Here is a 25,888-nt window from a genome sequence, read left to right as displayed (position 1 = left end):
AACCACGACCCCGAACCAGCCACCACCCCGGCCACGACCAGCCAACCAGCAGCACAAAGCTAAACAAAATCAAGAAACTGTCTCAGTTGACTTGACAGGTTCCGGCTGCGCGACCCTGGGGGTCAGGAGCCGGTCGGGTGTTTCGTGGGAGATTGCGCGTGTTGGCGGCCGTGCCTGTTGTTGCGGAAATGGCGAGTGCCGAGCCTCGAGTTCTCAAGGACCGGCACTCGCGTTGTTTTCTAGGAATGCGAGACGAGTAGTTTGTACAAGGTTACCTGCCCGTAGTTGGAACTGCTGCACGGAGAGGAGTTTCCGCAGTTTGCCTGTGTGTATCCGCCGGACTTGAAGTAGTTGCCGGACTTCGTGTGCGGAATGGTCGTCTGGAGGGCGCCGTTGTAGTAAGCCTTGATCTGGCCGCCGCTGACGACGAACTTTGCCTCAAAAACTGTGTGCAGCTTGTAACTGCTGGTTACCAGCTTGTGGTGAGTGGTGTTGCCCTTGGTGATGTAGAGGCTGCTGCCCTCCAGGCGGAAGACGGTGACGTCGTCGTCGCCATCGTGGATCTGAGCGCCCACAACGTGCGGCTTGGTGTTCGGAAGCTTGTTGAATGCCAGCCTGACGGTGAGGGTGTGAGTGCCCGAAGTGGCCGACCAGGAGGCGTTTGCTGTGCCGTTGTTGGTCATCTCCCGTAGTTCGGAGCGGGCGTAACTCGATCCGCTCGTAGTCACTCCGTTGACCGGGGAGCGAAACTGCACTCCAGTGCAGGCTGCGTTGACCATGAAAGCCGGGTTCGTGGAGAAGGTGGCGAGTGCGGGCTGCTTTATCTCGGTCGGAGAGCCGGACGAGCCGGTCGGCAGCGTGACCTTCCAGTTTTTGAGGTTGAGTTGCTGGGCGGGGTAGTCGCAGGGAGCGGCCGCGGTGGCGGTGCTGTTCGAGACGACGGGGGTGGCCAGGACCGCCAGGGTTGCCAATATTGCGGTGGCGAGCCTGCGCTTACGGACGGGATTCATTGCGGATCCGCCTCTCCGGGTGGTGTGGTGGTTACGGACCGGCATTGATGCCGGCCGTGCGCGTCACGCCATACGCGTTTCTGGGTGGATGTTCATAGACGCGAACCGTGCAGGTCTGACGCTCGATGAGGTTAAGTGACCATGTCATGTAGGTCAATGTTTTATATTCGGAATGTTGATGTGCGTACACACTTGTGAACCGCGACCGTAGACACTGTGCGGGCCGATGTAGAGCCTTCGAGGTCATCCCGCGTGCAGGGTCATTGCGGCTCAACGAAGTTGATGGGGGTTGGCTGATGTCCCGGGTCTGTCCCGGGTGTCCCATCTGTGTCGACCGACTCCTACCGGCCATAACGGATATTCATCTCAATCCGTTACACAGATCTCTCTACAAGCCTCCGGCCGCGTCTCGATCGCCGGGCTGACCTGTTACCGGCCCGGCCAGCGGTCCCGGTTCATCTACCGCACGATCACCCATCGGGGCCGCAAGAACGAGCGCCGCAGCTTCAGCGAACGCGACTACATCGCCCTGCTGGATGCCGCCCACCAGCAGCTCGGCGGCCCGGTCGTGTGCGTCTGGGACAACCTGAACGTGCGCCACGAGGCGTCATCGATCCGGGCGGGGATGGAAGGGCCCCGCCGCCGGTCCGTCGCAGCGGACCGGTTGAAGCTGGGGGCAGCCGTGTCGCGGGGACGCGGGATGCGGTGGGAAGCGGCCCCGACAACGCCGGGACGTGCCGGTACTGCCAGACGGTGCGGGTTCGGCAAGCGAGACGAGAAGCTGTACGCGAGAAACCAGTGTCTGACGCCCCGTAACTGTCTCGCCGGCTCGAACCTGGCGGATCTGGGCCGGGATGCAGCGCACGCCACCGGGTGTGGTGGCGACTCCGAAGCCGGTGTGTTCAAGGCCGGTGGGGAGGCCACGGTGAAGGTCTGCGGCGTAGTCGTGGCGATGCTGTCGGGGTATAGCTGGACGGCTCCCTCATCGACCGGATGATGGTGAACGTGGGAAGCGACCCGGTCTCGCCCGGCCCGATCCTTGTGGGGTTGGTGGGCAGGCACGTCGTCGGCTGATGGGGCCGGGTCGTGGCGGAGTTCCCGTAGTAGTCCGAGCGCGCGAAAGGCGCGTACATGGCGAAGGGGAACAGCAAGTCAGCAGCGATCGTGCTGGAAGACCAGGAGGGTGTCGCCGGTGAATACCGACGAGCTGGAGGCCGCCCTGTTTCGGGCGGAGCGACGGGTACTGGAGATCCAGACGAAGCTGCACCAGTGGGCCCGTGATGATCCTCATCGCAGGTTCAGTGACCTGTTCAACCTCGTCGTCGATCCCGCGTTCCTGTTGGTGGCGTGGGACCGGGTGCGGGGCAACAAGGGCGCACGCACCGCCGGGGTGGACGGCCAGTCCGCCCACTACATCCAGGCGGTGCGAGGGGTCGAGGAATTCCTCGACGGGCTACGGACCTCGTTGAAGGACCGCAGCTTCCGCCCACTACCGGTGCGGGAGCGAATGATCCCCAAGTCGGGCGGCAAGTTCCGCCGGTTGGGGATCGCGACCATCACCGACCGGGTGGTCCAGGCATCCTTGAAGCTGGTGCTCGAACCGATTTGGGAAACGGACTTCCGCCCGTGCAGCTACGGGTTCCGTCCCGGACGCCGGGCACACGACGCGGTGGCCGAGGTCCGCTACTTCACGTCCAAATCGTATGAGTGGATCGTGGAGGGCGACATCACGGCCTGTTTCGACGAGATCTCGCACCCGGCGTTGATGGACCGGGTGCGGCAACGGATCACAGACAACCGTGTCCTGGCACTGGTGAAGGCGTTCCTCAAGGCGGGCATCCTCGGTGAGGACCGCGTGCTGCGAGACACCGACACCGGAACCCCACAAGGGTCGATCCTCTCTCCGCTGCTGAGCAACGTGGCCCTATCGGTGCTGGACGAGCACATCGCCCGCGCACCGGGAGGTCCCGCCTCGACGCAGACCGAACGGGCCCGGCGTCGCCGTCATGGCCTGCCCAACTACCGGCTGATCAGGTACGCCGATGATTGGTGCCTGACGGTGGCGGGCAGCCGTGCCGACGCCGAGGTCATGCGGGAGGAGATCGCCGGGGTCCTGGCGACGATGGGCCTGCGCCTATCGGAGGCCAAGACCCTGATCACCCACATCGACGACGGCCTCGTCTTTCTCGGCTGGCGCATCCAGCGTCACCGCAAGCGGGGCACCAACCGGTGCTATGTCTACACCTACCCGTCCCGCAAGGCCGTCGCGGCCGTGATGGGCACGTGGACCCGGAGGACGAGCACGAGTCTGTCGCTTGACGTCCTGCTCATCCAGCTCAACCGGATGCTGCGGGGCTGGTGCGCCTACTTCCGGCCCGGCGTGTCCAAGGCCACCTTCCAGTACCTGAGCTCCTACACCTGGGACCGGGTGATCAGATGGCTGCGCCGCAAACACCGCCGGATCAACTGGAAGGACCTCCGCCGACGCTACTGCGGCGGCGGCTGGTGGCCCACCACCCAGGAAAGGGAACTGTTCAACCCGGCCACGGTGGCGATCACCCGCTACCGATACCGGGGATCAGCGCGGGCGCGTTGCGGGGAGTTGTTCACCGGGCATCGGTGGTGTCGAGCAGGTCGGCGACCGCACGGGCCGACCAACCCGGCACCTCGCGCAAGTTCAGTACCGATCGATGGATCTGCGCCCACGCTGACGTCGAAGCCGCCGCGTCACGGGAATCCTGTACCCATCGGTCACCTGTACGCACAGGCGAGTCGCCGGTCGGGCCGGGGCGTCACCGAAGGCAGCCACTGGCGACGTCGATACAATGGGGCATTGACGTGATTAATAATGTCTTCTAATCTCACTCGGCACCGGTGCCGCGCAGTTCACGCCTATGAACAAATCCGTCGAAGGGCCCGCTATGTAACAGTGCGACGGACTTGGTCGTCGATACGCTGCGCGATGAGTGTCGTCCATCACCACGTCCGAAAGGCAATACCTGTCATGAGGTTCTCCGGTAAACGCAAACTCGCCATCTCGCTGCTGGCAACCATGGCGATCCTGGCCACCCCCGTCGTCGGGCAGGGGGTCGCCACGGCCGCTGCTCCGTGCGACTATCCTGCTCAGCAACTGAATCTGAGAAACTGGAAGGTCACCCTGCCCACCGGATCCGCGGGGTCACCGACCGAGATCAAGCAGCCCGCACTGGCGACCTACTCGTCCAACCCGTGGTACATGGTCAACGCCGCCTGCACCGGGGTGCAGTTTCGTTCGCCGGTCAACGGTGTGACCACGCCCAACTCCAGCTACGCCCGATCCGAGCTGCGGGAAATGGCCAGTAACGGCACCACCAACGCGTCGTGGTCGGCCACCTCGGGCACGCACACCATGACCTTCAGACTGGCGTTCAACAAACTCCCGAACGACAAGGCCCACGTCGTCGGGGCTCAGATCCATGACGGCGATGACGACGTCACCGTTTTTCGCCTGGAAGGAAGCAATCTCTACATCACCAAGGGTAATACCACCCACCACAAGTTGGTGACCAGCAGCTACAAGTTGCACACGGTCTTTGAGGGAAGGTTCGTCGTCGGCGGTGGCAAGATCAAGGTCTACTACAACGGCGCGCTTCAGACGACCATCTCACACAGCGCGTCGGGCAACTATTTCAAAGCCGGCGCCTATACCCAGGCCAACTGCGGCAACTCATCTCCGTGTAGCAGTTCCAACTACGGTCAGGTGAGCATGTACAAGTTGCTCGTCACGCATTCCTGACAGGACAGGGGTCGGGGTCTCCGGTAGTGGGGGCCCCGGTCTCCTATGTCCGACGCGGCTCGGCATGAACGCAGTTTGCAAAGGTGGCCGATTGACAGGCATCGGGACTGGTTGTAGCTTCTCGCATGATCGTGACGGCAGGGGCAACGTGCGATTCCCAATATTGTTATAGCCGGCCGGCCAGGCCGGCGTTGATCGCCGTCCGGATCGCCGCGGCGATCTCACCAGCCTGCGGCTCCGTCAGCGTGTCCGCGGGCGCGCAGACGCCGATCGCGTCGTACGGGCCGAGTTTGGGTGGGGCGGGCACCGCTACGCCGGTGCCGTGGTCCGGGTCGGTCGGCCTCGCGTCGACAGCGTGTCCTCGCTCGACCGTCCGAGCGAGGTCGTGCCGCAGCGCGTCGAGGGCCGCGGGTGTCGTTGCGGCCGAGGCCGGCAGCATCCGTGCCAGCGACACGTCATCGCCTGTGGCACGGGCCAGCACGACCCGGCCCATCGCCGTGGCGTAGGCCGGGGAGGACCATCCTGCCCGGAGCATTGGTCGCACCTCGGCCTTCTCCCGTGTCAGCAGGCAGACCATGTGCCCGCCGACCAGCCGACCCAGTTGTACTGTCGTGTCGAATTCCCGGTGCAGCCAGTCGACGACAGGAGTGAGACGCCGAACCGCACGATCGGTGCGCAGGTATGCGGCGCCGGTGCGTAGCGCCTGGACACCCAAACCGTAACGGGATCCGCCGGTGTCGGTCTCCACCCATCCGCGCTGTACCAGGGTGCGGAGCAAGCCATACATGCTGCTCTTCGGAATTCCGAGATCCCGGGCGAGTTCCACGAGGGTGCGCCGGTCCGGCATGGCGGCGAGCAGTTCCAGCAGCTCGACGGTGCGGTCTGCCGACTTGACCCGGGGGGCGCCGCCTGTCGTCATTGTCGTGTTCCTACTCCCTGGGTTCGGGTGCCGGACCGGTCGAGGCGCGTACCACCAGTTCCGGTCGGAGCAGCAGCGACTGACTGGGGCCGGCCTCGGCCCCATCGATCCGGGAACGCAGGTGCCGGAAGGCGGCCGCCGCCATGTCGCCGATCGGCTGACGGACCGTGGTCAGGGGTGGTGCCGCCAAATCGGCGAGCACGATGTCGTCGAAGCCGACCACGGAGACGTCTTTGCCAACCCGCAGTCCGGCATCTCGGATACCCGCACTGATGCCGAGGGCGCACATGTCGTTGATGGCGACGATGGCGGTGGGGCGATCGTCGGCTTGTAGCAGTTGGTGCGCGGCGGTCCGACCGAGCCCGGCGGCGTCGAGATCGCCGTACGGCTCCTGCTCCGCGCCGCCGGACCAGACGAGCGCCTCGGCCGGGTCCAGCCCGGCTTGTTCCAACGCGTCGGTGAAGCCGCGGAACCGTTCCCGGCGGTTGACGCTGCGCAGCGATCCGGAGACGAACGCGATTCGACGATGGCCGAGTTCCAGCAGGTGGGCGGTGGCGAGGTGGGCGCCCACCACGTTGTCGACGCTGATGTTCACCAGGGTGCCCGGGTCGCCGGCCTGTGCGGTGCGGTCGAAGGCGACCAGGCTGAGCCCTGCCTCAACCAGGGGCAGCACGTGGTTCAGTGACGGCAATGAGGAGCAGAGCACCACCCCGCGGATGCCGTCGGCCCAGAGTTCTTCCAGGTACCGCCGCTCCCGGTCCGGCTCCCGTTCGCTGTTGCAGAGCAGGACGTGGTAGCCGTCGGCCAGCGCGGCCCGTTCCAGGTAGCGAGCGAAGTTGCCCCAGAACGGGTTCGCTACCGAGGGCACGACCAGCCCGACCACCTGGATGCGGCCGGTGCGCAGCTGCCGAGCCGCTCGGTTGGGGCGATAGCCGAGCCGGTCTATCGCGTCGGCCACGCGGGTTCGGGTCTGGGGGAGCATCCGGCCGGGTCGTCCGTTCAGGAAGTTCGACACGGTGCTGGGCGAGACGCCAGCCTCTCGGGCCACCTGGTAGATCGTCACACCACTCACGTCGTGCTTCTCCCGTTGGTTCAGGCGGAACGGTACGACCTCAGTGTAGGGGTTTACTGGCCGGTGACCGCTCCTGGCCTTCTTAGTTAAGCCGGTGTTTCGCCGCTGTGTCTAGCCATTGACAGCGCTGCACCTCGCTCCTAACCTTGCTGCAACGTTGTACCAGTAAATCGATGCATGACTGAGCGATCACAATCCGCACCGCGACGTGAGCGGTTGCCAGGGCGGCGGAGTTCCGCCGCGGGAGGGAAGGCCAGGATGACCAGAACCTGGAGGAGTCGGACGCGTGTGACGGCGGTCGCGCTCGTCGCGACTTTGTTCGCCACCGCTTGTGGCGGTCCGGCGCCTAGTGGTGATGACGGGGCTAGCGGCACGGTCCGGTTGCTGACTCCGATTTTCGAGGGGGCGGATGGTAAGAGTGTGCTGGAGATGCAGCTAAATGTGTTTAAGGAGGATCATCCGGACATTGTTGTCGAGGTGGATTACACCTCGTACGGCAAGTTGAACGAGAAGCTGACCACCTCGATCGCCGGTGGGCGGCCGTATGACGTCATGTTGATGGGGGTTGGCTGGATTCCGCCGTTCGCGGCGAAGGGTGCTTTGGCGGAGCTGGATGAGAGTAGGCAGCAGCTGGCTGAGCGGTACAACGGGCGGGTGGTGGAGCCGGGTATCTATCAGGGCAAGGTCTATGGTTTGCCGATCATGTTGGATACCCGGTTTGGTCTGTACCGCAAGGACATCTTCGCTGAGGCGGACATCGCGGGTCCGCCGGGCAACTTCGCCGAGTTGCGGGAGATAGGCCGTGAGCTGACCGTGCGTGACGGTAGTGGGAAGCTCACTCGTGCGGGTGTGGATATCCTGTCCAACGATCTGCGGCAGACGTTTCTCCCGCTGATGTGGGCCAATGGGGGTGAGTTGTGGACGTCCGACGGTGAGCCGGCTTTCAACAGTCCGCAGGCGGTGGGTGCGCTGCAGTTGATGACTGACATCATCCGTACCGACAGGTCCGAGGACTTTGGCTTCACTCAGCCCGGTGCTACTGGTCTGCCGCTGGCTCAGGGGCGGGCGGCGATGATGGTGGGTCACAACAATCATCTACTGGCGATTGAGGAGCAGGCGCCGGAGCTGATCAAGGAAGACAAGATCGGCTTCTTTATGATCGATAATGAGCGGCCGGCGATGTTCCAGGGTGGCACGTTGGCTACCGTCTCGGCGAAGTCCCCGCGTCCGGCTGCGGCCAAGGCGTTGGTCAGCTTCCTCACCGGTGAGCAGGCGTCGCTTGCTGCGAATGAGCAGCGGGGTAACGTTCCGGCGCTCAACAGCCTGGCCGACTCCGAGTATGTGGCGAGTAACAAGGCCGCGCAGTTCGCGATGGACAACCTCGACGCCGCCTTCTCCGAGGGTGGGGTGCCGGCCTGGTTGGAGATTCGGGGCGACTTCAAGGCGGCTATCGAGGCCGCGCTGCTGGGGCAGAAATCGCCGCAGCAGGCGCTCGACGAGCTGGTGGTCAAGGCCCAGGCAGCGATCGCCAAGGGTTGAGATGACCAGCACCCTGGAATCTGTGGGCGTGGCGTCCGCGGGTCGGGCGTCACGCCCGCCCCGCGGTCGCCGAAGGGTGGGTGCCGAACGTCGTCGTGCGGCGTACCTGATGTTGGCCCCGTCGGTGATCCACCTGCTCTGGTGGATCGGCCTGCCGGTGGTGGCGACGTTCGGGCTGGCCTTCACCGACTACGACGTGATCGCCGGCACCGTGCAGTGGGCCGGTCTGGACAACTTCCGCGAGATCTTCGCCGACGACATCTGGAACCTGTCGATCTGGCACACCGTCGTGTTCACCTTCTTCACCGTGCCGGTGGCGATGGCGATCGCGGTGTTCATCGCGGTGCTACTCAACCAGCAGATCAGGGCGAGGGCCTGGTACCGGGCGGCGTTCTTCATGCCGCACATCACCGCCACCGTCGCGATCGCGCTGGTCTGGATGTGGATGTTCGAGCCCAACCTCGGGTTGTTCAACCTGCTGCTGGACCGGGTCGGAGTGAACGGGCCGGCCTGGCTGTCGGATCCCGACTGGGCGATGCCGGCGGTGATCCTGGTCAGCATCTGGAAAGGCATCGGCCTGAAAATGCTGATCTACCTGGCGGCCCTGCAGAACATTCCGCACGAACTGTACGAGGCGGCCGACATCGACGGCGCCTCAGGCCCCCGCCGCTTCTTCGCGATCACCCTACCGCTGCTGAAACCCGCCACGTTCTTCGTCTTCATCGTATCCATGATCGATGCCTTCCAGGTCTTCGACCAGGTGTACGTGCTGACTCCCGACGGTGGCCCAGCGAACTCGACAACCGTGATGACCTACGAGATCTACCGCACCGCGTTCGGCGAGTTCGACATCTCGGCGGCCTGCGCGCAGAGCCTGGTGCTCTTCGCCTTCCTACTCGTCCTGACGGTCATCGGACGCAGACTGACCGGAAAGGACAGCGATGAAGCGTAAGCTCGATGCCCGCTTGGCGCTGCACCTGCTGCTGGGTGTCGGCGGGCTGGTCATGACCGTGCCGTTCGTCTGGATGATTCTGACGTCACTCAAGAGCCGCACCGACATCGCCGCCTACCCGCCGCACCTACTACCCACCGAATGGGTGTGGAGCAACTACCAGGCCGCCCTGGACTACGCCCCGTTCGGAACGTACTTCCGTAACAGCCTCCTCATCGCCATCGGACACACGATCATCAATCTGGCGCTGGCGACGATGGCCGGATACGCCCTCGCCCGGGTGCCGTTCCGGGGCCGGACCGTGCTGTTCCTCGCCATCCTCGCGATGATGATGATCCCCACCTACACCAAAATCGTCCCGCAGTACCTGATCGCCAAGGGCATGCCCTTCTTTGGTGGCAACGACTACCTCGGACGGGGCGGCTACGGCTGGCTCGACTCATGGTGGGTCCTGATCATCCCAGGAGCGCTGACCCCATTCGCGATCTTCCTGTTCCGGCAGTTCTACCTGTCACTACCCCGCGAACTGGAGGAAGCCGCCCGCATCGACGGGCTCAACGAATTCGGAATCTTCGCCCGAGTGATGACCCCACTGGTCAAACCGGCGATCGCCACCGTCGCCCTGGTCACCTTCGAGAACAGCTGGAACAACTTCCTCTGGCCACTGCTGGTCACCACCCGCGACGACCTGCGGGTCATCCAGGTGGGCCTGGCCGCATTCCAACAAGCCGAACGAACCGAATGGTCCTACCTGATGGCCGGCTCCACACTAGCCACCGTCCCCATGATCGTGCTGTTCCTGTTCGCCCAGCGGTACTTCGTGCAGGGCTTCGCCACCGCCGGAATCAAATAAAAGGAGCACCTTCATGAAAATCGACCTGACCGGACGCCGGGCCCTCGTCACCGGCGCCGGCCACGGAATCGGCGCAGCCATCGCCGTGGCACTGGCCAGAGCCGGAGCAGACGTCGCCGTCCACCACGGCCACTCAGCCGGACCAGCCGCCGAAGTAGCATCCACCATCGAAGCACTAGGCCGCAAAACCATCGTCCGCCAGGCCGACCTCACCCAAACCACCGAAGCCACCAACCTCCTCAACGACGTCACCACCTTCCTCGGCGGCCTAGACATCCTGATCTGCAACGCCGGAGGCATGGTCGGCCGCAGCCCCGTAGCAGAAATGACCGACGAGCACTACACCCAACTCATCGACCTCAACCTAGGCAGCACCTTCCGCACCACCCGCGCCGCCATCCCACACCTACGCGCAGCCGGCGCCCAAGGACGACTCATCACCATGTCCTCCCTCGCCGCACACAACGGCGGCGGCGCCGGCTCCGCCGTCTACGCCGCAGCGAAAGCAGGCGTACGCGGCCTGACCAAAGGACTCGCCAAAGAACTGGCAAACACCGGCACGACCGTCAACGCGGTAGCCCCCGGCTTCATCGGTGGCACCACCTTCCACAACACCTTCACCACCCCCACCACCCAACAAACAATCATCAACGCAGTCCCGCTCGGACGAGCCGGCACCCCCAACGACGTCGCCGGCACAGTCACCTGGCTCGCCTCCGACGCCGCCGCCTACATCACCGGCGCCACCATCGACATCGACGGTGGCGCATGGTACCGATAGCCAGCACCGCACCACCACCATCCACCGCCCAACCAACCCCACCACCACAACAGGGCGGCTGGTGGCACGCCTACATCTGCCCCACGCACGGCGTGGAACTCGAACACGACGGCCTGCTCTCCGGTGTCTTTCCCCTCGGCGGCGCCCGCTGCCGGCACGGCTGCCGGATCGACGAGCCCGCGGTACGAGGAGCCTGGACAGTCCTGGCCCACCAAGCCTGCGCCCGGCAGATCCGGGCGCTCGCCGGGTCTACCCAGGAGGCCGACCGGCACACGGCCGTGGACCTGCTGACCAGCTACGCCCGACAGTATGCGGCGCTCGGCGCGGCACCGCACGACGGCGCCGCCGAGTGGATGCTGCGCGGCCGGCTGTTCCACCAGGCCCTCACCGAGGCCATCTGGTCGGTGACGATAGGGCAGGCCGCCCGGGCGCTGCGTGAGGCTGGGCACCCGCTGCCCGTCGAGGTGACGGAACTGCTGCGTGCTCTAGTGGCGGCAGCCGGGCAGGCGCGTGACGCTCTCGTCGACGCCGGCCGTTTCGACTCCAACTACACCGCTTGGCTGGTTGCCGCCGGAGCGGCCTGCTCCGGCCGTCCCGAATGGGCCAGCGGCCGGCACGGCATGGGCGACCACGTGCTCGCGGCGGTCCGACCGGACGGCTGGGAATGGGAAGGCTCCACCTATTACCACGGCTTCGTGCTGCGCGCGTACCTGCTCACCCTGGACGCGTTGCCGCAGGTCCCGGTCCCGGAGGAGGTGCGGTCCCGGCTCACCGCGATGGCCGCGGTACTCGACACCCTGGTCACCCCCGGCGGGCTACTACCCGCCCTCCACGACGGCCCGTACGACCGGCCGCCGGCCCGGTACGAGTTGGACGAACTCCGGGAACTGCTGCCACTGCTCAATGTCGAAGCGAACCAGCCGCGACCGGTGACGGTCTATCCGGTCACCGGCTACGCGGTGCTGCGCGGACTTGGGCTGCACGCCGTGGTCGACTTCGGGCCGCACGGCGGTTCACACGGGCACCTGGACAAGCTGGCGCTCTACCTGTACGGCGCGGACACCCGCTGGCAGCCCGACCCCGGCCAGGTGCCGTACGCACACCAGGGCTGGCGGCAGCATTTCACCTCGACCGCCGCCCATCCCACGTTCTCCGTTGACGGGCTCGACCAGGCGGAGTGCGCGGGTTATCTGATCGGTCACGACGGCCGTTCGGTGAGCGTCGGCTGCGACACCGCCTACCCCGGGGTGTCGGCCCGCCGCCAGGTGACTCTCCGCGACGATGTGTTCATCGACGAGTTGACCGTGGAGACCGATCGGCCTCGCCGGATCACCAGTCACCTGAGACCTGACGTCGAATTGACCGTACGCGCCGGTGCCGGCGGGTCGCTGGAGACAGTCTGGCCGGGCCGGCAGACCCTACGTGGGCGGCACACCGCCTCGGCTGCCGCAGTGGTGCTGTGCCGGCCTGGCCCGGGGCCGGCGGACGACCCGCAACGCGTCCGCACCTGGGTCGACTGGACCGCCGTCGACGCCACCACGGTGACCTTCCGTTCGATCTACCGGATGGAGAACTGATGCAACCCCTCCTCGTCGGCGGCCGCCTCGACCAACTGCGGGCCGCGCTCACCACCACCCACGCCGCCCAGTGGCGACGGCTGTACGAGCAGTGCGACTGGTACCGCGGGCAGACCCCGCCCACTGAGCACCCGACCGCCAGCATCACCTACTTCGGCCCGGCTGCGATGAACCTCGCCCTGGCCTACCGCCTCACCGGGCAGGCCGGCTATCTGGCGGAGGCCCGACGGTGGATAACCATCGCCGTATCGTTTCCGCACTGGGGCAAGGCGAAGCTGCCCGACCACGACCTCGACGCGGGCTGGCTGCTGCACGGGCTGTCCCTGGCGTACTCCTGGCTGCGCGACGACCTACCCGCCGACGAGGCGGAGGCGCTGCGCGCGAAGCTCGTGCTCCAGGGTGAGCGGATGTACGACTTCGCGGTGCAGACCGAAGGGGCCTGGTGGTCGTCGAGCTACTGGCAGAACCATAACTGGATCTGCTACGCGGGTCTCGCCGCCGCCGGGTACGTCCTCGACAAGCCGGAGTGGAGCGACCGGGCCCGGGACAACCTCGGCACCGTGTTGGACCTGATGCCCGACGACGGCTCCGACTCCGAGGGCGTCGTCTACTGGCGGTACGGCGTCCCCTGGCTGGCCATCCACCTCGACCTGCTGCAACACGCCGAGGGCATCGACTGGTGGCGGAGGGGCGGCTTCCTGCAGCGGACCTTCGACTGGCGGCTGCACCAGTGCGCGCCCGGCTTCGAGGAAAACATCGACCACGGCGACTGCCATGACCGCCGGTCCGGGCACAGCGTCGCGCTCTACCACAAGATCGCCACCGTCTACCGGGACGGTCGGGCCCGCTGGCTCGCCGACCGGGTCACCGAGCGGTACTTCTGGCGGGAGGCTTACGCCTCCGGCGTCAAGCCGGGCGTGATGCCGGAGGCAGGCTACGAACTGCTCTGGTACGACTCAGCCGTGCCGGCCGAGGATCCGACCGGCACGGCTGCGACGACCGCCTACTTCCCTGACCTTGGCCAGGTGACCGCCCGGACCGGCTGGCACGCCGCCGCCGCCTTCGTCAGCTTCAAAGCCGCACCCGGTGGCGGGCACCATGCCTGGGAGAGCGCCGAGCGGCTCCGCCGTGACCGAGGTTGGGAAACTCTCAACGCCGGGCACCACCATCCCGACGCGGGGGCCTTCGTCTTCGGTGCGTACGGTGCGTTCCTCGCGGTGGACGACGGCTACTGCAACCGGAAACGGGCCGCTCACCACAACCTGGTGCTGGTCGACGGGCAGGGCTGGGCGGGGGAGGACCGCTACCACGTGTACAAGGACCTGCCGTACGAGAGTCAGGCCCGGCTGCGGGATGTGCTCGCCGAGGACGGTGTGGTGCACGCGACGGCAGAGTCGGCCGCCATGTTCGACCCCGCCCTCGGCGTACGGCAGGTGGACCGGACGCTGGTCTTCACGCCTGCCGGTCGGCTCGTCATTCTTGACGAACTCGCCGCCGACCAGCCCCGTGAGTGGACCTTCCTGTTGCACTCGGACTGGCCGGCCGAGCTTGACGGAGATGACGTCGTGCTGCGCTCCGGGCCGGCACAGGCGCACGTACGCCGGTTCGCCCCGGACACCTGCGCGGTCAGCCAGACGACGACGGAGATCCAGGCCAATCCCACCGCCAGCACGCCGAGCCTGCAGATCGTCCGGGCCCTGCAGACCGTCCGGGTTCAAGTGCCGCCGACTCCGCGCACCCGGATCCTCACCAGCGTCGAACCGACCTCCGCGCTTGCGTCGATGCCGGCCGCCGCCACGTCGGTGGAGTGCGCCGCAGGGCTCGGGGTGCGGTTCGGTGCCGGCGGCGAGACCGTGCTGCTGGCGCCGACCAGCCGGACCATCGACGGCGCGGCCGTACGGGCCGAGGCCGCGGCGGTGATTCTACTGCCGTCGGTCGACGGCCGCCCGGCGCGGGTAGGCGTGGTCGGCGCGACCCACGTCGAGGTGGCCGGCCGTGACCTGGTGCGCAGCGCCGAGCCAATGACCGGGGTGCTGCCATGGCCAGCCTGAGCACCGTGACGCCCGCCACCGGCCGTGCACCGGCCGCCCGCCGCGGCCCAGCGACCACCACCCGGGGCGGCTGGGAGGGCATCGCCCTGCGGGTGCTGGAGTTCGTCGCCTACCCGGCGCTGGCCGGCTGCGCCCTGCTCCTGCTGTGCCTGGGCGTTGTCACCTGGCTGCCGGCCCTGGCCGCCGCCGCACATGCGCTGCAGCAGTGGCGCACTGACGGGCGAGCCCGACCGTTTCTCGGCACCCTCGACACCTTCGGAAACTACTGGCGGCGGCTGTGGCGCCACGCGCTGGTGTCCACGGCAGTTGGTGTCGTGCTGGTGGCCAACATCGTCTTCCTCGCCGCCCGTCCCGGCTATCCGGCCATGGCCCTGCTGGCCCTCCATGCCGGCCTGATTCTGGTCCTGGTGCCGTACCACCTTGCGCTGGCTGTAGCCGCCGCCCGGGATCCCGTCGGCGACGCCGGCCGCTGGGGACGGGACGCGCTGCTGTTCACCTTCGCCTCGCCCGGTCGTGGGCTCTCATTGCTCGCTGCGGTTGTCGCGGTACCAGTGGTCGCCGCGCCGCTGGCACTCGGCCCGCTGCTCCTCGGCGCCACGCTGCCGCTGCTGCTGGGTCTCCGGCTCGCGGACGCCGGACAACCTCCAGTCGACTCCCAGCCGGCCACCCCGCCGGCGTCGCGATCCAGGTACGAGGATAGGACGGGATGACGGCGTGATCGAGCAGGTGACGCAGGCGTACCCCACCTTCTTGGTCGTGGCGACCACACTGCGCACCGTGCGGACCGCCACGGTCAATGACTGGGAAGCCGTCGGCTGGTCAGTCGGCGTCGGCTTCGTCGCCGCCCGGCACCGGCTGGGTTTGGAGATCCTGGACCGGGTCGGCGGCGGGGACAGCTTCGCCTCCGGCCTCATCTACGGGCTGCTGGAGCGCGGTAGCCTGCGCGTCGGTGTCGAACTCGGCGCCGCACACGGCGCGCTGGCGACGACCACGCCGGGGGACACCTCGATGGCCAGCCTGGCGGAGGTCGGGGCGCTGGGGCTCGGGTGAACCGCTGAACGTGAAGGGACGTACCCGCGCTGACTCCCGGCACGCGGAGCCGCCTCCCGCGCCGGGGGAGGTGCCGGTGGATGGTCGGCGTACCTGGTGGTCACCCGGTCTGCGGATCATGGTGGCCGACACCTTTCTCATGGGCCTCGGCTTCTACGCCCTGGTACCGCTGCTGGCATACCACCTTCTGCACGATCTGGGGCTCAGCATCGCACTCACGGGGCTGCTCGCCGGCGTACGGTCGGCCAGCCAGCAGGGCATGATGCTCTGGTCCGGCATGCTTGCCGACCGCTTCGGTCACCGCCGCGCGATCTGTCTGGGCGTGCTGCTACGCGCCGCCGGTTTCGCCGCGTTCGGCGTCGTCGACGCCGTGCCCGGGCTCGTGGTGGCTTCGGTCCTGGCCGGCCTCGGCGGCTCACTGTTCCACCCGGCGAGCTACGCCCTGTACGCCGAACTGACATCCGCACCGCATCGCACCCGCGCCTACGCCGTGCGGGAGATGGCCAGCAACGTCGCCTTCGTTGTCGGACCAGCCCTCGGCGGCGTCCTGGCCGCCACCGACTTCCCCGCCCTGTGCTTCGTAGCGGCCGGCCTGTTCCTGCTCGCCGGAGCGATTACCTGGCTGGGGCTGCGCCCGGACCGAGACAAGGCCGGCACGCCGGACCGAATGTCTTCCCTGCACCGGCTGCGTACGGTCGCAGGGGACCGCCAGTTCCGGCGGTTCGTCCTGGTCAGTGCTGCCGCCTGGGCCCTGTTCAGTCAGCTCTACCTTGCGGTGCCGGTCCGCGTGGGGCAGGTCCTACCGGGAACGACGTCACTGGGACTCGTCTACAGCGTCGCGGCGATCGTCATGGTCGTGGCGACCGTTCCGCTGACCCGGCTCGCCGAGCGGTACCTGCGCACCAGCCAGACGCTCGCCGTGGGCACGAGCGCGCTCGCGGCCGGCCTGTGGTTGCTGGGCGTGCTGCCGGGACCAGCCGGGGTGGTCACCGGTGTCGTGGTGTTCACTCTGGGACAGGTCTTGCTGCTGCCCACCCTCAACGGCACCGTCTCGCGACTCGCTCCACCGGGCGCGGTCGCGTCGTACTTCGGTGCCAACGGCCTGGTGCTGTCGCTCGGCGGGCTGATCGGCAACCTCGGCGGCGGGTGGCTGCTCGGACTGGATGCGGGTCTCGCGCAGTGGGTGCCGTGGACCATCTTCGCCGCGTGGGGCCTGACAACCGCAGTCGTGTACCTGTTTGTGCTACGCGACGGATCCCGTCGGGGTACCGGCGTCGCCGCGTCCGAGGCCGCAGGATCTCCGCTAGCGGAGATCATCACCGCCTTCCCGGCAGCCTCCCGCGGCCCGAGCCTCCTGGTTCGTCGACCCGCGGCGGGCCGGTGGTCTCGCCGCGGGCGAGAAGGTTCATCCGTCGAGTTGCGAGGCGAGCAGGTCGACGTATGCTCCGCCGGCCGCCACCAGTTCATCGTGGGTTCCGGCCGAGCTCACCGGCGACGGTGTCGTAGCCGTCCGGCAGTGTCGTGATGAATTCGTGGGCTTGGGCGGCCTGGGCCGTGGCCTCGACCTCTTCGTCGGTGGCGTCGGCACGGCCGAGGCGGATGTTGTCGCGCAGGCTGGTGTTGAACAGGAAGGTGTTCTGCGGCACCAGCGTCATGAGACGGCGAAGGTCTTCCTGTAGGAAGTCGCGAACGTCGTGTCCGCCTACGGAGACTGATCCGGCGGTGACGTCCCAGAACCTCAGCAGCAGGTTGGCGCAGGTCGACTTCCCCGCGCCGGAGTGCCCCACCAGTGCGACGGTCTCGCCAGGACGGATCTCGAAACTGACCTCCCGCGCTGCGGGGGCGAGGTCGCTGCGGTAGGCGAAGGTGACGGCGTCGAAGCGGACATGCGGCACGATCGGGCCCTCGGGCGACTGGTGGACCAGGTCTGAGACAGGTGCGGGCGCGTCGAGCAGCGTGTTGATGCGGTCCGCTGATGAGGCCACCACGGACAGTTCGCGCGCGACCTCGGTCACCTTGAGCACCGGAAGCATCGCCATCGCGGCGAGGACGACGGCGACCGGGAAGAGAGCGCGGTCGAGTTCGCCCGCGACGACGAGCCACGCGCCGAGGACCAGCACCACGAGGATTCCCAGGAGGGCGATGGTGTCCGTGGCGGCGTACTCGATGCCGCTACGGCGTCCGTGTGCGGACTTCGCCGCAGCCAGCCGGACGCTCTGTTTGCGGAGCAGCCCGAGCCGCTGCGAGTGTGCGCCGAAGTTCACGAGCTCGCGGAGTCCCTGGAAGGTGTCGGTGTTGTCGGCGCTCATCTGGCTGAGAGAGCCGCGTAGCTCGTGTCCGTGTCGTTCGGCTTGGCGCCGTAGCCACGCTGGGACTGAGGCGAGCAGCACGAGCACCGGAACCAGGACGCAGGCCAGCGACCAGGATGAGCCGGCGGTGCTGGCCCAGGAGGGCATCAGGCTCCTCAGCCTGACGATCAGCGACCGGCCGTTCTGATCCCCGACCTTGTGCTCGTGCTTGTGCTTGTGGTGGAGGTGGGTGTGGACAGTCGAGGTCATGCGAGCGCACCAGCCTGGGTAGCGACGAGTTCGGCGTAGACGCCCTTACGTGCCACCAGGTCGGGGTGGCTGCCGAGTTCGACCACCCGGCCGGACTCCATCACCACGATCCGGTCGGCGTCGCGCACCGTGGAGAGTCGATGCGCGATGATGATCGTCGTCCGGCCGCGGGTCAGGTCGCGGAGAGCGTGGGTGATTTCCGCCTCGTTGGCGGCATCGATGCTCGATGTCGGCTCGTCGAGCACGAGCACGGGAGCGTCCTTGAGGAGCGCACGCGCGATCGCAGTGCGCTGGCGCTCGCCGCCGGACAATTTGAGGCCGCGTTCGCCGACGACCGTGTCGAAACCCTGGGGCAGGTTGGTGATGAAGTCGGCCGCCTGCGCCGCGGTCACCGCACGACGGATCTGCTCGCTAGTCGGTTCGGCGGGTGGCCTCCACCTCGAGGGTGGCTAGCAACGTCGCCCGGGTGACCGTGTCAACTGCCGAGAGTGCCTCGTCGAGCACCAGCAACCGGGGTGCGCGGAGCAGGGCGCGAGCCAGGCAGAGGCGTTGCGGCTGTCCGCCGGAGAGCTCCGTGTCATCGCCCAGCACGGTGTCGTATCCACCGGGCAGGGCGACGACCTCGTCGTGGATCGCGGCGGCGCGGGTCGCGTGGACGAGTTCGTCGGCGACGGGACGGCCACCGGTGAGATTTTCGCGGATGCTCGCCCGGCGTAGGCCGGTGTCCTGGAAGGCGAAGCCGGTGTGGTCGTAGAGCGCCTTCTCGGTGAGTTCTCGCAGGTCCGTGCCCCCGACAGTGAGACAGTGCTCCGGCAGTATCCGGGCGTGGCCGCCTGGTTGATCGAAAAAGGTCCGGCCGGCCCGCAGGCATACCGCTTGCTCGAGGAGCTCCTCACCGTCCTCTCCGACGCCGGGTTCGACGACAAGACGGTGGTCCGGGGCGCGGCGGCCATCATGGGCTGGACGTTCACCCGGGTCGCGATCGAGGACTCCGCGGACGACCGGGTTCGCCGCCGATCACCCACCCGTGCCACGGCTTTCCTGAACGGGCTGACCGACGTCGCCGCCGCCGCGCATCCGGCCGCCACCCGGTTCGGGTCGGCATTCTTCACCCTGCCGCTGCCCGATTTCTTCGACGCCGGCATCGACTGGATCCTGGCCGGGGTCGTCTCGGAACGCGTCCGGTAAGCGCGACCCGCCGGCGCCCGATCACCATGACGCCATGACGGGCGGACCGTGTCTGCGATGGGACAGTGCCCGTCGGGTCACCACCCCCGGCGAGGATCAGCAGCGCTGCGGCGGCGTTCCAGGCGATGTCGAACCAAATCAGTGGCATCCGCAGCAGCTTGTGATCCACCACGCCGTGCAGGAAGCCGCCCTACCTGGCCGACTGCAGTAACACGGGGCGACGGCGCCGGTCGGCCCCGCCCGGTCAGGCTCACTGGTGCAGATGTGCGCGCTGCCCCTCGCGGTCGAAGATCATGATTAGTTCGGCGGGCTTGTCGATTGCTGTCATCGAGTGTGGTGTCATCGTCGAGAACTCGGCTGCCTCGCCCTTGTCGACCTCAATCTGCCGTTCGCCGAGCCACAGCAGCACCCTGCCTTCGAGCACCAGAAGCCAGTCGTAGCCCGGATGGACCCGCTGGGTCGGCATCGTGGCCTCGGGCTCCAGTCGGACCTTCATCGCCATGGTGCGACCGTCGACGCGGCTCAGCGGCCACGTGGTGCGTGATCCCGAACGGTGTTGCACGGGTCGGATGACCACGTCCTCGTCGATGGTTGCCTCGAAGAGGACGTCGAGGCTGACCTGTAGCGCGTTGGCCAGGGGGACGAGCACGTCGAGGCTGAGTGTCCGTTTGCCCGTCTCGACCCGGCTGATCGTCGACGGGCTGAGGTTGGTGCGTTCGGCGAGTTCGTCCAGGGAGTAGCCGAGCGTGGTGCGGATGCTTCGCAGCCGGCTACGCGCCAGCCGCTCGACGTCACTGCGATCGTTCATTGTCCCAGCATGAACCCACCTTGCGAATCTCGCAAGCCTCCTTTCACATGCCGCCAGGTGTTCCTACGCTGGGCGCATGACAGAACACGCCCACGGGGCCTCCGACCACACACCGCACCAGAGCATCGTCCGGAAATGTGACGTCGCTGTCATCGGCGGATCGGCGGCCGGTCTGGCGGCCGCGCTGCAGCTCGTTCGTCAGCGACGTTCGGTGATCGTCGTTGACGACGGCACGCCGCGGAACGCGCCGGCCGCCCACATGCACGGCTACCTCGGACGTGAGGGCACCCCGCCCGAGGCGATGCGGGCCATCGGGCGGGAGGAGGTCCGTAGCTATGGTGGCAACGTCCTGACCGGCCGGGTCCTGGCGGTGCGGAAGGAGGACGACGGGTTCCACCTCGCACTCTCGGGCGGCCACGGCCTGGTCGCACGTCGGATACTGGCCGCGACCGGCATTGTTGACGAGCTTCCCGACATCGAGGGCCTCGCCGAGCGTTGGGGCCGTCAGGTCTTCAACTGTCCGTTCTGTCATGGCTGGGAGGTCCGCGACCTGCGGGTCGTGCAGATCGTCACGACGCCGATGGGACTGCACCCTACCCAGCTGATGCGGCACCTGACCGGCCGGTTGACCGTGGTGCTGCATGACGCGACGGGGATCGACCCGGCCGCGGTGCAGACCCTCGTGGCCTCCGGTGTTCCGGTGCTCGAGAGTACGGTGCGCCGGGTGGCCGACGCCGACCCGGACGGGTCACTCGTCGTCGAGCTCGCCGACGGCCGCGGCCTGCCGGCCGACGCGATCCTCACCGGGGGCCGGTTCCGTCCCCGGGTCGATATGCTCGCCGGGCTCGGCCTCGACACCACGGCCCACCTCAGTGGACTCGGTGATCTCCTCGCGGTCGGCCCCACCGGGCGGACCAGCGTGGAGGGCGTCTTCGCCGCCGGAAATTTGACGGACCCGAGCGCCCAGGTCCTGCAGGCTGCGGCGAACGGTAGTTGGATCGGCGCCCAGATCGGTTTCAGCCTTGCCGCCGAGGACACCACGGCTGGTGTCCGCCCCTGCGGCGTCGCGATCGAGTGGGACAGCCGATACGGGGACCAGGAACGCGTGTGGAGCGCCAACCCGAACGGCAGCCTCACGGTGGAGGTGGCGGACCTGCCGCCCGGGCGGGCGCTCGACGTCGGCGCGGGGGAGGGAGCCGACGCCCTGTGGCTGGCCGAACGAGGTTGGCAGGTGACCGCCTCCGACGTCTCCAGCAGGGCCCTGGACCGCATCCGGGCCGAAGCGGAACGCCGCGGACTGGACGTGCGTACGCTGCACCGCGACGCCAACGACCCCGCCGCCTTCGAAGACGAGACCTACGACCTGGTCTCCCTGCAGTACGGTTCGTTCCAGCGCACCCCCGAGCAGCGCGGACTGCGTAACCTGCTCGACGCCGTGGCCGTCGGTGGGACGCTGCTCGTCGTCGGTCACGACCTGACCTGGCTCCAGCAGCCGTCGGACCCCGCCGAGCAGACCCGCATGTACGACCCGCAGGCGTACGTCGGCATCGCCGATATCGCCGCCGAGATAACGGCTTCGGACGACTGGCGCATCGACGCGAACGAGACCCGCCCACGCCCCCCGGGGGCGATCAGCACACACCACGTCAACGACGTCGTACTGCGCGCCGTGCGGCTGAATAGCCGCACCGAGTAGCCCGAGACGGACGAGAGTTCTGCTGCTGCATTGAGAGGACCGGACGTGCGCGCATGAGCGGAACGAAATCTTCCCACTTACCACGAGATGCCCGGTGGTGGTGGCCTTTCACTCCCGCCGCCGGGCACCGGGCGGTCCCAGGCACTCGCCGGGCGGGTGAATTCGGCGCCGCCTCCAGCACGTGTCGGCAGTGAAGGTGTAGTTCGGCGGGAGAGGGCGGTGGTTGCCCTGGAACGGCCTCGATCGCCGCGACCGGGAGTGCCCCGAGGTGGGGGTCGGCCAACGCCGTGACGGCCGCCTCCCGCACCGCCGGGTGCTTCTCCAATGCCTGGACGACATCCGCCGGCTGAACCTTGTAACTCCCGCGCACGATGACATCGTCCACCCGCCCGCCAATCCTGGGACTACCGCGCGCATCTGCGGAGCGTCAACGGGGCGGTAGCGCCGCGCGCTCTGCCACGGGACTTCGCGGCCTGGGCCGCGCAGGCCGGTCCGGCCTGGTCCTGGGAGCAGGTGCTGCCCTGGTACGTGGGCATTGAGAACGAGGCCAGTGCGGTAATCCGCCGTCGTTTGGCGGCGGTCAGCGTGATGGGTGCGTGAGGGACGGGCACGAGCCAGCTTCCATCGAAGGTGATCCTGTTCGGCGCCGTTCCGCAGGGTGGTCGCCGCGTTGGCCTGCTGGCGGCGTTCCGGGTCGACGACCCCGGCGGTGAGGGCCTGGTAGGCCGGTCGGCCGGCACCCTGCCAGTGGTACGGCGGCCAGGAAGCCGGCCGTCCGGGCTGCGTTGTGGAAGTGGCGGCCAGCTATGGTTCCACCGGCGGTCGCGACGAGACATGTACTGGAATGATGCTAATCATGCATGGTGGAGCACCCGTTGCGTGGACGTGGCGGTGGTGGGGCGTGGTGCGGCTCGCTCTGGTCCTGTTGTGGCTGCTTGCGGCAGTCGTCAGCTGGTGGACGGCCCCCCGGGAGCAGAGCTACGAGCAGGCGAGGGCGGACGTGGCCGCTGGCCACGTGACGGCATACCAGTGGGGCGACAGCTGGGCCACCGGGGGCAGTCCGCGACTGTGGTTCGGTGCCTCCGGTCTGCGGACGTCCAGCACGCTCGGCCCGCTGCTCGCGTGGCGAACTCCCGATGGGCGGGTGTCCTGGACCGACACCGATCGTTTCGACCAGGTCACCACCACGGACGCCGTCGACTCGGCGAGCTACTCCGGGCCCGGTGCCGTCGGTGTCGCGCAGGATCTGCGGGCTGGCGGCCTGGAGCAACGAGCTGGTGAGGTCCGTCCCCTGGGGGGTGCCGTCACCGGGATCGGCCTGGTCGTCACTGCCGTCTTCCTCGGCGTGGTTGTTGCCGGTCCGGCTCCGGTCCTCGGCACTCGATGGTTCTGGTTCTGGCTGGTCTCCACCGCACCGTACGGTCTCGGGATGCTTTTCTGGTTGTTCCGGGACCGCCCGTGGTCGCGTTCGGTGGTATCGGCCGCCATGCCCGGCGATCGGGAGCGGCGGGACCGTGGGATCCTCGGTCTCGGACTCGGCATCCTCGCGACGATCCTCGTCAGCCTCCTGCTGCTGACGTTCCACGAAGCCTTCGGTGATCGGTGGGTGCCGCTGCCTGGTGCCTAGGTCAACCAGAGGCACTGGCGCGATCGAACATCCAGGCCCCGACCGTACGTTCCACAGAGTGGTTGCGCCGCCGCCAGTCACCGCGATCGGTGGGCGGCAGATGAGCGGACCTGATCTTGGTTCAGGTGGCAGTAAAGATCACTGCGCGTTCCGCTGTGGCGGCTCGGTCGTAGAACGCTTGAACAGCAACGAAGTTGCGCCAGGTGTACTCGAAGTCTTCGTCGTCCTGGGCGCCGTCGTAGTCGCGGTGATCGATAGCATCAAAGCGGCGACGTAGCCAGGTGCGGTCGACAGCCCGCAGAGCCTCGGCCACATCGTGCACCTCGGCGGCGCTGACGTAGACGACGTAGCAGTCATCGTCTAGGTGTCGGCCACCAAGCACCGCGTGGGACAACGGATATCCGTCGTCGTCCGGGTCGAGCGTGCCATCGGTCAGGCAGCGATGGATGGCGTCCCATGCCTTGTCGGTGTCGACCTTCGAGGCGTCGTCGTCCCAGGACTCCTCGATGTCCTCAAGGAGTTCGCCCACCTGGTCGCCGTCGTCGTCTGCCGTCAACAACGAGCGCTCCTGCTCCGACGTAATGGCGAAGTGCACCCCCAACATGCCGGCGATTCTACGCTCGGCCTGCGAGGCGCTCGCAGCCCAACCAGCAGCGGACGTTGCTGTGCCGGCGCGGCGCTTCACGGGCGACCGGCACAGCGCTCGCCCAACCACCGTAACAGCCCGCTCGGCGCCGCAAAAGCGTGCGTAGTCCACGGTGGCGTCGTCGCGGGGGCGTTGTGCATGATTGCTACTGCATCGATCATCATGCGTCGAGTAGCTCATCTGGTGGGGGTGTGGATGCAGTACGTTCGGCTGGGCTCGGCCGGGTTGAAAGTGTCCCGCATCGCCCTTGGGATGCTCGCCTTCGGCGACCCGAGTTGGCGGCCGTGGGTGCTCGACGAGCAGGCCGCGGAGCCGGTCGTGCGCCGGGCCGCCGAGGCCGGGGTGACCTTCTTCGACACCGCCGACCAGTATTCGCTCGGCATCAGCGAGGTCGTGACGGGTCGGCTGCTGCGCCGGGTCTTCTCCCGTCGTGAGGAGTACGTCCTGGCCACGAAGGTGTACCAGCCGGTCGGCCCCGGACCCAACGATCGCGGCCTGTCGCGCAAGCACATCCTGCACTCGATCGACGCGTCGCTGCGCCGGCTCGGCGTCGACCACGTGGACCTGTACCAGATGCACCGGTGGGACCCGGACACCCCGATCGAGGAAATCATGGAGGCATTCCACGACGTGGTGCGGGCCGGCAAGGCGCGCTACCTCGGCGCGTCGAGCATGGCCGCGTGGCAGTTCGCGGTCGCGCAGCACACCGCGCTCCGGCACGGTTGGACCCGGTTCGTGTCCATGCAGAACCTGTACAACCTCCTCGACCGGGACGAGGAGCGGGAGATGCTGCCGTACTGCGCCTATGCCGGGGTTGGCGTGCTGCCCTACAGCCCGCTGTCGCGAGGGCTGCTGGCCCGCGTCGCCGGCCGGCCCGTCGCGACGGTGCGGGAGGGCACGGACCACCTGGCCCGGCGGCGCGACGACGATTGCGACGCGCCCGTGGTGCGCGCGCTGGCCAGGGTGGCCGGCGCGCGAGGGCTGCCGCCGGCCCAGGCCGCGTTGGCCTGGCTGCTCGGCCGGCCGACGGTGGTCTGCCCGGTCATCGGCGCCACCCGCGTCGGTCACGTCGACGACGCGGTCGCCGCCACCGGTGTGACGCTCACCGCCGAGGAGGCGGGGCTGCTGGACGCCAGGCAGGACCCCGACGAAGGCACCGCCGAAGGTGCGGCGGCCCGGCCGTCGAACCCAGGTTGTGAAGAAAGAGCGGCACGGTGACGAAGGCGATGGCCGCGCGAGACGGAGGCATAGGTGGAGCAGCGGATCCAGGTCGATCTGGTGAGCGAGTTCGTGGAGTTCCTCAAGTCGCGGGGATCAGCGACAGGGAGGCGCTGGACGCCGCGCATCTCTTCGTGCGCGGATCACACAGCTATCACGGTCCTCGTGAGCTGAGCAAGGTGCTCGCCGTCTACGACCTGTACAAGGACATCCTTGCCGTGCCGGGGCACATCGTCGAGATCGGCGTGTACCGCGGCTTCAAGGCGATGCTGTTCGGCCATCTCATCCGCCTCTTCGGCGGTGAGATCTTCCGCCGGTACTACGGCTTCGACACGTTCACCGGCTTCCCGCCGCCGCAGAGTCTCGACGGTGAGGAGTGCATGGCCGGCGAGGCGTGGCGGCACCACCGCACCAGCGTCGAGCAGGTCACGTCCCTCGCGGCCACGGCGGGCTAGCAGGACCACATGACCTCGTGGCCGGTAGCGTCACCGGACCGCGGCGGAGTTTCTGGAGCAACACCCGCATTTCAAGGTCGCGTTGCTGTACGTCGCCTGCGACACCTACGCGC

Annotated in this window: 26 protein-coding genes and 1 pseudogene; 17 read left to right on the top strand and 10 right to left on the bottom strand. The window is 67.6% G+C overall.

Features of this window, described 5'->3' with window-relative positions; translation table 11 throughout:
• Positions 1-239 precede the first annotated feature (239 nt).
• Complete coding sequence (locus ACFHWY_RS21875) at positions 240-1,010, bottom strand: polysaccharide lyase family 7 protein (protein WP_416582103.1); 771 nt, start codon at positions 1,008-1,010, stop codon at positions 240-242.
• Positions 1,011-1,326: 316 nt separating this feature from the next.
• Here ACFHWY_RS21875 and ACFHWY_RS21870 point away from each other — a divergent pair, with 316 nt between their 5' ends.
• The 3 genes from ACFHWY_RS21870 to ACFHWY_RS21860 all read left to right on the top strand — a co-directional run bounded on the left by ACFHWY_RS21870 (position 1,327) and on the right by ACFHWY_RS21860 (position 4,785).
• Positions 1,327-2,007, top strand: coding sequence for a hypothetical protein (locus ACFHWY_RS21870; RefSeq protein ID WP_416582102.1), 681 nt, complete (start codon positions 1,327-1,329; stop codon positions 2,005-2,007).
• Between the two features lie 195 nt (positions 2,008-2,202).
• The gene (gene ltrA / locus ACFHWY_RS21865; RefSeq protein ID WP_416582101.1) at positions 2,203-3,852 is read left to right on the top strand and encodes a group II intron reverse transcriptase/maturase; all 1,650 of its coding nucleotides are present in this window, start codon (positions 2,203-2,205) and stop codon (positions 3,850-3,852) included.
• A gap of 162 nt (positions 3,853-4,014) precedes the next feature.
• Entirely contained in the window at positions 4,015-4,785 is a 771-nt protein-coding gene (locus ACFHWY_RS21860) for a polysaccharide lyase family 7 protein (RefSeq protein WP_416582100.1), read from the top strand.
• A gap of 166 nt (positions 4,786-4,951) precedes the next feature.
• On the opposite strand, the gene ACFHWY_RS21855 is transcribed toward ACFHWY_RS21860, so the two are convergent.
• Both ACFHWY_RS21855 and ACFHWY_RS21850 read right to left on the bottom strand, forming a co-directional pair.
• Positions 4,952-5,704 carry an IclR family transcriptional regulator gene (locus ACFHWY_RS21855; RefSeq protein WP_416582099.1) on the bottom strand — a complete coding sequence of 251 codons (753 nt, stop codon included), beginning with the start codon at positions 5,702-5,704 and terminating at the stop codon, positions 4,952-4,954.
• Between the two features lie 10 nt (positions 5,705-5,714).
• Positions 5,715-6,776 carry a LacI family DNA-binding transcriptional regulator gene (locus ACFHWY_RS21850; protein WP_416582098.1) on the bottom strand — a complete coding sequence of 354 codons (1,062 nt, stop codon included), beginning with the start codon at positions 6,774-6,776 and terminating at the stop codon, positions 5,715-5,717.
• 288 nt (positions 6,777-7,064) lie between these two features.
• Here ACFHWY_RS21850 and ACFHWY_RS21845 point away from each other — a divergent pair, with 288 nt between their 5' ends.
• The 9 genes from ACFHWY_RS21845 (at position 7,065) to ACFHWY_RS21805 (ending at position 17,104) form a co-directional block, all read left to right on the top strand.
• The gene (locus ACFHWY_RS21845) at positions 7,065-8,315 is read left to right on the top strand and encodes an ABC transporter substrate-binding protein (RefSeq protein WP_416582097.1); all 1,251 of its coding nucleotides are present in this window, start codon (positions 7,065-7,067) and stop codon (positions 8,313-8,315) included.
• Positions 8,316-8,391: 76 nt separating this feature from the next.
• Entirely contained in the window at positions 8,392-9,267 is an 876-nt protein-coding gene (locus ACFHWY_RS21840; RefSeq protein ID WP_416582096.1) for a carbohydrate ABC transporter permease, read from the top strand.
• Complete coding sequence (locus ACFHWY_RS21835; protein ID WP_416582095.1) at positions 9,257-10,120, top strand: carbohydrate ABC transporter permease; 864 nt, start codon at positions 9,257-9,259, stop codon at positions 10,118-10,120. The genes ACFHWY_RS21840 and ACFHWY_RS21835 overlap by 11 nt, the downstream gene beginning before the upstream one ends.
• 13 nt (positions 10,121-10,133) lie before the next feature.
• On the top strand, positions 10,134-10,901 hold the full coding sequence (locus ACFHWY_RS21830; RefSeq protein ID WP_416582094.1) for an SDR family NAD(P)-dependent oxidoreductase: 768 nt from the start codon (positions 10,134-10,136) through the stop codon (positions 10,899-10,901).
• Positions 10,889-12,478, top strand: a complete 1,590-nt coding sequence (locus ACFHWY_RS21825; protein ID WP_416582093.1) for a heparinase II/III domain-containing protein — start codon at positions 10,889-10,891, stop codon at positions 12,476-12,478. Before ACFHWY_RS21830 ends, ACFHWY_RS21825 begins: the two co-directional genes overlap by 13 nt.
• Entirely contained in the window at positions 12,478-14,529 is a 2,052-nt protein-coding gene (locus ACFHWY_RS21820) for a hypothetical protein (protein ID WP_416582092.1), read from the top strand. Before ACFHWY_RS21825 ends, ACFHWY_RS21820 begins: the two co-directional genes overlap by 1 nt.
• On the top strand, positions 14,517-15,239 hold the full coding sequence (locus tag ACFHWY_RS21815; RefSeq protein ID WP_416582091.1) for a DUF624 domain-containing protein: 723 nt from the start codon (positions 14,517-14,519) through the stop codon (positions 15,237-15,239). Before ACFHWY_RS21820 ends, ACFHWY_RS21815 begins: the two co-directional genes overlap by 13 nt.
• Positions 15,240-15,243: 4 nt before the next feature.
• Positions 15,244-15,579, top strand: coding sequence for a PfkB family carbohydrate kinase (locus tag ACFHWY_RS21810; RefSeq protein ID WP_416582090.1), 336 nt, complete (start codon positions 15,244-15,246; stop codon positions 15,577-15,579).
• Between the two features lie 76 nt (positions 15,580-15,655).
• Positions 15,656-17,104 carry an MDR family MFS transporter gene (locus ACFHWY_RS21805; RefSeq protein ID WP_416582089.1) on the top strand — a complete coding sequence of 483 codons (1,449 nt, stop codon included), beginning with the start codon at positions 15,656-15,658 and terminating at the stop codon, positions 17,102-17,104.
• Here the strand turns inward: ACFHWY_RS21805 and ACFHWY_RS21800 are convergent.
• From ACFHWY_RS21800 to ACFHWY_RS21785, 4 genes and pseudogenes are all read right to left on the bottom strand, one after another.
• On the bottom strand, positions 17,043-18,137 hold the full coding sequence (locus ACFHWY_RS21800) for an ATP-binding cassette domain-containing protein (RefSeq protein ID WP_416582088.1): 1,095 nt from the start codon (positions 18,135-18,137) through the stop codon (positions 17,043-17,045). The two genes, ACFHWY_RS21805 and ACFHWY_RS21800, sit on opposite strands and share 62 nt — an antisense overlap.
• Positions 18,134-18,529 (bottom strand): ATP-binding cassette domain-containing protein, encoded by a 396-nt coding sequence (locus ACFHWY_RS21795; RefSeq protein ID WP_416582087.1) that lies wholly within the window; start codon positions 18,527-18,529, stop codon positions 18,134-18,136. Before ACFHWY_RS21795 ends, ACFHWY_RS21800 begins: the two co-directional genes overlap by 4 nt.
• Positions 18,530-18,548: 19 nt before the next feature.
• Entirely contained in the window at positions 18,549-18,728 is a 180-nt protein-coding gene (locus ACFHWY_RS21790) for an ATP-binding cassette domain-containing protein (RefSeq protein ID WP_416582086.1), read from the bottom strand.
• A 78-nt stretch (positions 18,729-18,806) separates the two neighbouring features.
• Positions 18,807-18,953, bottom strand: a pseudogene (locus tag ACFHWY_RS21785) (hypothetical protein); the annotation flags it as partial.
• Here ACFHWY_RS21785 and ACFHWY_RS21780 point away from each other — a divergent pair.
• Entirely contained in the window at positions 18,882-19,325 is a 444-nt protein-coding gene (locus ACFHWY_RS21780) for a TetR/AcrR family transcriptional regulator C-terminal domain-containing protein (protein WP_416582085.1), read from the top strand. The pseudogene ACFHWY_RS21785 and the gene ACFHWY_RS21780 sit on opposite strands and share 72 nt — an antisense overlap.
• Positions 19,326-19,575: 250 nt before the next feature.
• Here the strand turns inward: ACFHWY_RS21780 and ACFHWY_RS21775 are convergent, their stop codons facing one another.
• Positions 19,576-20,133, bottom strand: coding sequence for a helix-turn-helix domain-containing protein (locus tag ACFHWY_RS21775; RefSeq protein ID WP_416582084.1), 558 nt, complete (start codon positions 20,131-20,133; stop codon positions 19,576-19,578).
• Between the two features lie 76 nt (positions 20,134-20,209).
• On the opposite strand from ACFHWY_RS21775, the gene ACFHWY_RS21770 reads away from it, so the two are divergent.
• Entirely contained in the window at positions 20,210-21,829 is a 1,620-nt protein-coding gene (locus ACFHWY_RS21770; protein ID WP_416582083.1) for an FAD-dependent oxidoreductase, read from the top strand.
• Here the strand turns inward: ACFHWY_RS21770 and ACFHWY_RS21765 are convergent.
• A complete protein-coding gene (locus tag ACFHWY_RS21765) occupies positions 21,780-22,199 on the bottom strand; it encodes an AMP-binding enzyme (RefSeq protein WP_416582106.1) in 420 nt (139 codons plus the stop codon). The two genes, ACFHWY_RS21770 and ACFHWY_RS21765, sit on opposite strands and share 50 nt — an antisense overlap.
• A gap of 486 nt (positions 22,200-22,685) precedes the next feature.
• Between ACFHWY_RS21765 and ACFHWY_RS21760 the strand changes: the two genes are divergently transcribed.
• Positions 22,686-23,456, top strand: a complete 771-nt coding sequence (locus tag ACFHWY_RS21760) for a hypothetical protein (protein WP_416582082.1) — start codon at positions 22,686-22,688, stop codon at positions 23,454-23,456.
• Positions 23,457-23,577: 121 nt separating this feature from the next.
• Here ACFHWY_RS21760 and ACFHWY_RS21755 read toward each other — a convergent pair whose 3' ends face one another.
• Positions 23,578-24,282: a YfbM family protein gene (locus ACFHWY_RS21755; RefSeq protein ID WP_416582081.1), complete on the bottom strand. Its 705-nt coding sequence runs from the start codon at positions 24,280-24,282 to the stop codon at positions 23,578-23,580.
• Between the two features lie 72 nt (positions 24,283-24,354).
• Between ACFHWY_RS21755 and ACFHWY_RS21750 the strand changes: the two genes are divergently transcribed.
• Both ACFHWY_RS21750 and ACFHWY_RS21745 read left to right on the top strand, forming a co-directional pair.
• Entirely contained in the window at positions 24,355-25,320 is a 966-nt protein-coding gene (locus ACFHWY_RS21750) for an aldo/keto reductase (RefSeq protein WP_416582105.1), read from the top strand.
• A 134-nt stretch (positions 25,321-25,454) separates the two neighbouring features.
• Positions 25,455-25,775 carry a TylF/MycF/NovP-related O-methyltransferase gene (locus ACFHWY_RS21745; protein WP_416582080.1) on the top strand — a complete coding sequence of 107 codons (321 nt, stop codon included), beginning with the start codon at positions 25,455-25,457 and terminating at the stop codon, positions 25,773-25,775.
• The last annotated feature ends 113 nt before the right edge of the window (positions 25,776-25,888 follow it).

Source organism: Micromonospora sp. LOL_024, assembly GCF_048060415.1.
GTDB lineage: Bacteria > Actinomycetota > Actinomycetes > Mycobacteriales > Micromonosporaceae > Micromonospora.
This window is presented reverse-complemented; position numbering and strand designations above follow the sequence as displayed.

Coding starts and splice junctions, on each gene's coding strand:
- ACFHWY_RS21770 (WP_416582083.1), top strand. CDS start 20,210: ATGACAGAACACGCCCACGGGGCCTCCGACCACACACCGCACCAGAGC.
- ACFHWY_RS21830 (WP_416582094.1), top strand. CDS start 10,134: ATGAAAATCGACCTGACCGGACGCCGGGCCCTCGTCACCGGCGCCGGC.
- ACFHWY_RS21835 (WP_416582095.1), top strand. CDS start 9,257: ATGAAGCGTAAGCTCGATGCCCGCTTGGCGCTGCACCTGCTGCTGGGT.
- ACFHWY_RS21875 (WP_416582103.1), bottom strand. CDS start 1,010: ATGAATCCCGTCCGTAAGCGCAGGCTCGCCACCGCAATATTGGCAACC.
- ACFHWY_RS21755 (WP_416582081.1), bottom strand. CDS start 24,282: ATGAGCTACTCGACGCATGATGATCGATGCAGTAGCAATCATGCACAA.
- ACFHWY_RS21760 (WP_416582082.1), top strand. CDS start 22,686: ATGCATGGTGGAGCACCCGTTGCGTGGACGTGGCGGTGGTGGGGCGTG.
- ACFHWY_RS21860 (WP_416582100.1), top strand. CDS start 4,015: ATGAGGTTCTCCGGTAAACGCAAACTCGCCATCTCGCTGCTGGCAACC.
- ACFHWY_RS21855 (WP_416582099.1), bottom strand. CDS start 5,704: ATGACGACAGGCGGCGCCCCCCGGGTCAAGTCGGCAGACCGCACCGTC.
- ACFHWY_RS21775 (WP_416582084.1), bottom strand. CDS start 20,133: ATGAACGATCGCAGTGACGTCGAGCGGCTGGCGCGTAGCCGGCTGCGA.
- ACFHWY_RS21820 (WP_416582092.1), top strand. CDS start 12,478: ATGCAACCCCTCCTCGTCGGCGGCCGCCTCGACCAACTGCGGGCCGCG.
- ACFHWY_RS21750 (WP_416582105.1), top strand. CDS start 24,355: ATGCTCGCCTTCGGCGACCCGAGTTGGCGGCCGTGGGTGCTCGACGAG.
- ACFHWY_RS21815 (WP_416582091.1), top strand. CDS start 14,517: ATGGCCAGCCTGAGCACCGTGACGCCCGCCACCGGCCGTGCACCGGCC.
- ACFHWY_RS21825 (WP_416582093.1), top strand. CDS start 10,889: ATGGTACCGATAGCCAGCACCGCACCACCACCATCCACCGCCCAACCA.
- ACFHWY_RS21800 (WP_416582088.1), bottom strand. CDS start 18,137: ATGACCTCGACTGTCCACACCCACCTCCACCACAAGCACAAGCACGAG.